Annotated in this window: 5 protein-coding genes; all 5 read right to left on the reverse strand. The window is 71.2% G+C overall.

Annotation, left to right across the window (positions count from 1 at the left end; all coding sequences use genetic code 11):
* Positions 1-178: 178 nt before the first annotated feature.
* The 5 genes from ACGFWI_RS26900 to ACGFWI_RS26920 all read right to left on the reverse strand — a co-directional run bounded on the left by ACGFWI_RS26900 (position 179) and on the right by ACGFWI_RS26920 (position 5,621).
* On the reverse strand, positions 179-1,672 hold the full coding sequence (locus ACGFWI_RS26900) for an ATP-binding protein (protein WP_393908599.1): 1,494 nt from the start codon (positions 1,670-1,672) through the stop codon (positions 179-181).
* On the reverse strand, positions 1,669-2,406 hold the full coding sequence (locus tag ACGFWI_RS26905) for a response regulator transcription factor (protein WP_393908600.1): 738 nt from the start codon (positions 2,404-2,406) through the stop codon (positions 1,669-1,671). The genes ACGFWI_RS26900 and ACGFWI_RS26905 overlap by 4 nt, the downstream gene beginning before the upstream one ends.
* Positions 2,407-2,476: 70 nt before the next feature.
* The gene (locus tag ACGFWI_RS26910) at positions 2,477-3,556 is read right to left on the reverse strand and encodes a S1C family serine protease (RefSeq protein ID WP_393908601.1); all 1,080 of its coding nucleotides are present in this window, start codon (positions 3,554-3,556) and stop codon (positions 2,477-2,479) included.
* Positions 3,557-3,671: 115 nt separating this feature from the next.
* The gene (locus ACGFWI_RS26915) at positions 3,672-4,697 is read right to left on the reverse strand and encodes a LacI family DNA-binding transcriptional regulator (protein ID WP_393908602.1); all 1,026 of its coding nucleotides are present in this window, start codon (positions 4,695-4,697) and stop codon (positions 3,672-3,674) included.
* A gap of 78 nt (positions 4,698-4,775) precedes the next feature.
* Positions 4,776-5,621, reverse strand: coding sequence for a response regulator transcription factor (locus tag ACGFWI_RS26920; RefSeq protein ID WP_393908603.1), 846 nt, complete (start codon positions 5,619-5,621; stop codon positions 4,776-4,778).
* Positions 5,622-6,306: the final 685 nt, after the last annotated feature.

Raw genomic sequence — 6,306 nt, forward strand, 5'->3', positions numbered from 1 at the left:
GAAGGCGCCTGACGGCCATCGGCCCAGGTCAGACGCCTTTGAGTGAGGGGGTTGTCAGGTGGTCTCCGGACCCGCCCGGCCGGCCGGGACGAGTCCGGCCGACAGCCCGGGTGGGTCCCCCGCCATGAGGGAGCGCCCGGTGAAGGACGCCGGGGGGCCGCCGTGAGGGACCCCCTCGCTACCACGGTCCCGGCGGCTCCTGGCGCGGCGGCGGCTGGGGCATCCCCGGCGGGGGCGTCGCGGCACCCGGCAGCGTCAGCACCGCCTCCGTGCCGCCGACGTCCGCGGACCGCAGCCGTACGGCACCACCCGCCTGTTCCGCCGTCCGCGCCACGATCGACAGCCCCAGGCCACTGCCCGGCAGGCTGCGGGCGGACGGCGAGCGCCAGAACCGCTCGAAGACATGCGGGAGTTCGTCCTGCGGAATTCCCGGGCCGTGATCGCGCACGGTCAGCTCACCGTGCGCCAGCCGGACCTCGACGGTGCCGCCGGGCGGGCTGAACTTCACCGCGTTGTCGAGCAGGTTCACCACCGCCCGCTCCAGTGCGGCCGGCTCGGCCCGTACGTACCAGGGGGCGAGGTCCGCCGCGATGTTCAGGGACGGGCCGCGCAGCCGGGCCCGCTCCAGCGCCGTGCCGACGATCTCGTGCAGCGCCACGACCTCGACGGAGCTCTGCCCCGGCGCCGGGGGCCGCGACAGCTCCTGCAGATCGCCGATCAGCGCCGCCAGCTCCCCCATCTGCGCCTTCACCGAGGCCAGCAGCGCCACCTTGTCGGCGGCCGGGATCGGCCGGCCGGCCTGCTCGCTGCGCACCAGCAGATCGATGTTGGTACGCAGCGAGGTCAGCGGCGTCCGCAGCTCATGGCCCGCATCCGCGATCAGCTGCTGCTGCAGATCGCGGGACGCGGCCAGCGCGGCGGTCATGGAGTTGAAGGAGCGGGAGAGCCGGGCGATCTCGTCCTCGCCGTCGACCGGGATGCGGATGGCCAGGTCCTGGGTGCGGGCGACATGTTCGACGGCGTCGGTCAGCCGGTCCACCGGCTTGAGGCCGGAGCGCGCGATGACCAGCCCCGCCGTGCCCGCACCGATGACGCCCAGCCCCGCGACGGCCGCCAGCAGCAGCGCGAGGCGGTTCAGCGCACTGTTGACCTCGGTCAGCGGGCGGGAGATGGACACCGCGAACTGCACACCCTGGACGCCGATGTGCTTGGTCAGCACCCGGACGTCCGCACCGTCGGTGGTGACGGCGTCGTGCAGGGTGTCGCGCTGCACGCCCTGCGCCACGGCGGCATCCGCGCGCTGCACCTTCACGGGCTGGGAGTTGGGCCCGATGCAGCGCGAGCCGTCGACCTGGACGATCTGGACGTTGTAGTACGAGGGCGGGGCGTTCTTGCTCTCGGTCGGGTCGGTGGGCTGGCAGTTGGCGTAGGTCAGCTGCAGATACTCCGCGGGGACGCTGACGTTCTTCAGCGAGCTGTCCACCTCGTCGCGCAGCTGGGCCCGGGTGAGCAGCCAGCAGGCCAGCGCGGAGACGGCCACCGCCACCGCCACCGCCACCGCGGTGAGCAGGGTCAGCCGCGAACGCAGCGGCAGCCGGGCGATCCGGGCGCCGAGCCGGCTCCGCGCGGAGGCCGGGCCGCCCGTTCCGCGCGCATGGGTCGCCTCGGTCATTCCGCGCCGCCGTCCGCCCGCAGGACGTAGCCGACCCCCCGCACGGTGTGCACCAGCCGCGGCTCGCCGCCCGCTTCCGTCTTGCGGCGCAGATACATCACGTACACATCAAGGGAGTTGGAGGTGGGTTCGAAGTCGAAGCCCCATACGGCCTTCAGGATCTGCTCCCGGGTGAGGACCTGCCGCGGATGCGCGAGGAACATCTCCAGCAGGGTGAATTCGGTACGGGTCAGCTCGACCTGCCGGCCGCCCCGGGTCACCTCGCGGGTCGCCAGGTCCATCCGCAGATCGGCGAAGCTCAGCGTCTCGCCCTCCTCGGGCGGAACACCGGCCGCCGCCGCGTACGAGCTGCGGCGCAGCAGCGCGCGGATCCGGGCGAGCAGCTCGTCCAGCTCGAAGGGCTTGACGAGGTAGTCGTCGGCGCCGGCGTCCAGCCCCGTGACACGGTCACCGACCGTGTCACGGGCCGTCAGCATCAGGATCGGCACCCGCACCCCGCTCGCCCGCAGCCGGCGGGCGGCGGTCAGCCCGTCCATACGGGGCATCAGAACGTCCAGCACGATCAGTTCGGGGTCGTAGGCCGCGACCTTCTCGACCGCATCCAGCCCGTCGACCGCCTGCTCGGTCCCGTACCCCTCGAAGACCAGCGAGCGCTGCAGGGCCTCCCGGACCGCGGGCTCGTCGTCGACGATCAGAATGCGGGCGGGTTGGTCACCGTGCTCGGCGGGGCTCATGCGTGACTACCTCGGGTGGATGACGGAACGGCTGGTCCTCAGCCTTACACGGCACGGGCCGTGCGGGCGGTCAGACGCCGCTGTTGCTGCCACCGCTCCCGCCGCCGCGCAGCGAGTCGAGGTCGGCCTTGACGGTGTTGATCGGGATGGCGAAGCCGAGGCCGACGCTGCCGGCCGAGCTGCTCGATGCCGAACTCGGCGAGTACATAGCGGAGTTGATGCCGACGATCTGCCCCTGCATATTGATCAGGGCGCCACCGGAGTTGCCCGGGTTGAGCGAGGCGTCGGTCTGTATGGCCTTGTACGAGGTCTTCGACGAGCCGGTGTCGCCGTTGTACTGGTTGCCGCCGAACTCGAAGGGCCAGCCACCGCCGTCGTCCGGGCCACCCTGCCCCTGCCCTTGGCCCTGCCCCTGTCCCTGCTCCTTGGGGACGGTGACATCCCGGTTGAGAGCGGAGACGATGCCGCTGGTCACGGACCCGGTGAGGCCCTCGGGCGAGCCGATCGCCACCACCTGGTCGCCGACCGTGATCTTGTCGGAATCGCCGAGCGAGGCCGCGGTCAGATTCTTGGCGCCGCGCACCTTGATCAGCGCCAGGTCCTTGCCGGCATCGGTGCCGACGACCTTGGCCGTCTTCCGGCTGCCGTCGCTGAAGGTGACGGTCACCGTGCGCGCGCCGGCCACCACGTGGTTGTTGGTGACGATCTCGCCGTCGCTGGTGACGACCACACCGGAGCCGGTGGACTCACCACTGCCGGTCCGCGCCTTGATCTCCACAATCGCCGGGCTGACCGCCTTGGCCACCCCCGAGACGCCGCTGCCGCTGGTCTTGCCCGCGTTGACGAGCGGGGTGGAGGGCCCGCTCTGTGCCGACCGGGTGGTGGCGCCGGCGATCAGTGCCGCGCTGCCACCCCCGATGAGACCGGAGGCGAGTGCCACTGCCGCGATCAGCGCGACCGGCCGGCGGACCCGGCGCCGCGGCCCGGGTGCGTACGGAGGCGGCGGGGGGAACGCCTGCGCCCCGGCGCCCGGAGCGTCTTGCGCGGCCTGGCCCGCCTCGTGGCCGTAGTGCCGGCCGTGGTTGTCGCCGTATCCGTACGGCCCGTCCTGTGGCATCTCATCGCCGCTTCGGCGGTAGCTCTCGGTCATGGTGATCACTCTGCTGCCGGTCCATGAGAGCGGTCTGAGAATGCCCTGAGAGGTCCCACAGAAGCAGGTATGCCCGGTATAAAGACACCTGGATCAGAAGCGCGGCCCGGCTCCCTCAGCCGCCACAGCCACAGGACCGCCGCACCACCAGGCGCGACGGGAACTGCCGCAGCCGCTCCCGCCGGGAGCCGACCACCCGCAGACCGTCGTCCAGCACCAGGTCCACCGCCGCCCGCGCCATCGCCTGACGGTCCGAGGCGACCGTGGTCAGCGGCGGATCGGTCAGCCCGGCTTCCTTCACATCGTCAAATCCCGCGACCGCCAGTTCGCCGGGTACATCGATCCGCAGCTCACGGGCGGCCCGCAGCACCCCGATCGCCTGGTCGTCCGTCGCGCACATGATGGCCGGCGGCCGGTCCGGACCCGCCAGCAGCTTCAGCGCGACCTGGTAGGCGTCGTAACGGTTGTACGGCGCCTGGAAGTAGCGCCCGTCCGTCGGCTTCCCGGACTCCAGCATGGCCCGCCGCCAGCCCTCGACGTGATCGGTGACCGGGTCGCCGGACTTCGGGGTCTCCTCCGTGCCGCCGAGGAAGGCGACGTACGGATGGCCGTGCTCCAGCAGATGCCGGGTCGCCAGCTGCGCGCCCCAGATGTCGTCCGTCATCACCGCGACATCGTCGATGGCGTCCGGCCGGCGGTGCAGCAGCACCACCCGGGCGTCCCAGGCGTCGATTTCGGCGGCGGCGTGCTCACTGGGCCCCTGGCTGATCAGGATCAGCCCGGATACCCGCATCCCGAGGAACGCGCGCAGATAGTGCACCTCGCGCTCGTCGAGGTAGTTGGCGTTGCCGACCAGAACCATCTTTCCGCGCTCGGCGGCGGCCTGTTCGACGGCGTGCGCCATCTCCGCGAAGAACGGCTGCCGGGTGTCCGGCACGATCAGGCCTATGAGGTCGGTACGGCGGGACGCCATCGCCTGCGCGACACGGTCCGGCCGGTAGCCGAGCTCATTGATGGCGGCGAGTACCCGCTCGCGTGTGGCCGGGGCAACCGGCCGTGGTCCGTTGTTGATGACGTAACTGACAACGGCGGTCGACGTACCCGCCAGTCTTGCCACATCATCCCGCGTCACCTTGGCCACGCGCGGCAGTCTACGCGGGTGGCGCAAGGGTGTGTGCGGCAGTTCTCCGCGGGTTCACGGGCCTGCCGCACCCCTCACCTACCTGCGCCCGGTCCGTACACCGTGGGGGTCCGTGCCCGTGGTGGCCGCCGTCCCGGAACCGCCACCGCTTTCGGGGGCGCGGCCCGCGGCCGGCTCCGCGTTCGAGGCGGAATTCACTGCCTTCGCCGCGTCCTCCCTGGCCTTGGCCTTGGCCTCCGCCGCCCGCTCCACCTTCTCCGGCGTCACAAAGCGGTAGCCGACGTTACGGACCGTGCCGATGAGCGACTCGTGCTCGGGGCCGAGCTTGGCGCGCAGCCGTCGGACATGGACGTCGACCGTCCGCGTACCGCCGAAGTAGTCATAGCCCCACACCTCCTGCAGGAGCTGGGCGCGGGTGAAGACCCGGCCCGGGTGCTGGGCCAGATACTTCAGCAGCTCGAACTCCTTGAAGGTCAGGTCCAGGACCCGCCCCTTCAGCTTCGCGCTGTAGGTCGCCTCGTCCACCGAGAGATCACCGTTGCGGATCTCCATCGGGCTGTCGTCGGTCGTGATCTGCTGGCGGCCCATCGCCAGCCGCAGCCGCGCCTCGACCTCGGCGGGGCCCGCGGTGTCCAGCAGGACGTCGTCGATCCCCCAGTCTGCGGTGACGGCGGCGAGTCCGCCCTCCGTCACCACCAGGACCAGCGGGCAGCCGGGTCCCGTGGACCGCAGCAGCTGGCACAGCGACCGTACGTGCGGAAGGTCACGGCGGCCGTCGATCAGTATGACGTCGGCCCCCGGGGTGTCGATGAGAGCCGGCCCCTCGGCGGGGGCCACCCGCACGCTGTGCAGCAGCAGGCCGAGCGCCGGGAGCACCTCCGTCGACGGCTGGAGTGCATTGGTCAGCAACAGGAGTGAACTCACTTCCGACCACCTACCCGGTTCTCGGCGTGTTCCATCCTCTGTTGCTGCGTGCGGTCCTGCCTGCTTCGCTCGCCCATGACGTCTGGTTCCTCCTCGGTCCCTGCGACGGGGGCACCTCCCGGCCTCGGCCGGGGGAGTCTGCGGCACTGCTTCGTACGGTCCTCACAGCCGCGCATCACGCGGCTGAAAGCACAAAAGGACCCGGGGGCAACGCTGCCCGGATCCTTCTTGCCCAGCAGAATAGCTCAGATGACCTCCGGACCCGAGGCCGATTTAACAGCTTCTTGTGTTCCGTCGATCACTTCGAGTGGCCACCGGGGGTCCCCGTTGACCGCCGACGGGCCCGCCCCGAGGCCACCCACACCCCCCGCAAAGCCCCATTTGAAGCCGCTGCGGACGCCTCCACCGACACCCCGCCCGGCGCCCTCGCACACGACTCCCCCGGCGCTCCGGAAGGCTCCGTAATTCTTCGTACTGCCGCCGCACATTCCCACCATGCGGACGGTTCTGGCGTTTCCCACGTTTTCGGCTGCCCCGCCGCCTTTCCGCTGCGCTTGGCTGTTTTCCCACGTTTTCGGCTGTCCCGCCGCGGTTCGTCTCGCCGTTGCGCCTGCGGCGGGCGGGGTCCGCTGCGCGGGGCTGTGGGTGCGGTGACGGGCCTCCGGGGCCTGGTGTGTGGACTGCT

It is taken from the genome of Streptomyces sp. NPDC048434, assembly GCF_043200375.1.
In the GTDB taxonomy this organism is placed as follows: domain Bacteria; phylum Actinomycetota; class Actinomycetes; order Streptomycetales; family Streptomycetaceae; genus Streptomyces.

What these genes read in the sequence shown, in the direction of transcription:
- ACGFWI_RS26900 (WP_393908599.1), bottom strand. Translation starts at nt 1,672, where the DNA reads ATGACCGAGGCGACCCATGCGCGCGGAACGGGCGGCCCGGCCTCCGCG.
- ACGFWI_RS26910 (WP_393908601.1), bottom strand. Translation starts at nt 3,556, where the DNA reads ATGACCGAGAGCTACCGCCGAAGCGGCGATGAGATGCCACAGGACGGG.
- ACGFWI_RS26905 (WP_393908600.1), bottom strand. Translation starts at nt 2,406, where the DNA reads ATGAGCCCCGCCGAGCACGGTGACCAACCCGCCCGCATTCTGATCGTC.